At 60.1% G+C, this 622-nt stretch carries 1 protein-coding gene; it reads right to left on the bottom strand.

Features of this window, described 5'->3' with window-relative positions; translation table 11 throughout:
• Positions 1 to 17: 17 nt before the first annotated feature.
• Positions 18 to 275, bottom strand: coding sequence for a hypothetical protein (locus tag AC1DYK_RS35490; protein ID WP_478170537.1), 258 nt, complete (start codon positions 273 to 275; stop codon positions 18 to 20).
• Between the last annotated feature and the right edge of the window lie 347 nt (positions 276 to 622).

Here is a 622-nt window from a genome sequence, read left to right as displayed (position 1 = left end):
CCGCATATGGAGACGGCTCATGTGCGGTTCAGCGCCATGAACACATACTCAAACTGTCCGGGAGGGGCGGCAATGAGCACGTCACCCTCTGAGGAGGTGCACTCAATGACCATGTACCGGATGGGGGCATTGACCTTATGCCCATCGCTCATGGACGCTTCCCGCACGCTCGTCTCCTGCAGATCGGCAGCCAGCGCGCGCATCTCTCCTCGTCTGGGCTCCCAGGTCCACGATCCCGAGTTGATCACGAAATGTCCGTTTGTCCATCGGGTCATCTGTGAACTCTTCACGTAGCACCCGATCTTGATCCGCCGCCCGTCGACGAGGCTTCTTGCGAGCYGYCGYTGSYYCCACTGGAAGAGCCGAMCGRCCAGGGTTMCGCCAAGCRAARCCCCYGCTATGAGMAAYTTCAGCSWATCCATGCGCGCATTCAAGCAGACAACCTTGGTTTTCAGGTCGTCCGTCCGGCGATTACTGCAGCCGTGACCTGCGGTTACAGGTGTGATGATCTTGTGGCGGCTGGTGTGATCACGGCATCGGAGCCGTCTTGGACGGCGCCGTTCACCGGCCTGACTCCACGCCGCCTCGTGGACCAGTTCCACATGATCGCTCTGGATATACC

It is taken from the genome of Variovorax sp. P2_H12 (genome assembly GCF_056403395.1).
This window is presented reverse-complemented; position numbering and strand designations above follow the sequence as displayed.

Excerpts from the sequence above, each read along its gene's own strand:
- AC1DYK_RS35490 (WP_478170537.1), bottom strand. The coding sequence starts at position 275 with ATGACCCGATGGACAAACGGACATTTCGTGATCAACTCGGGATCGTGG.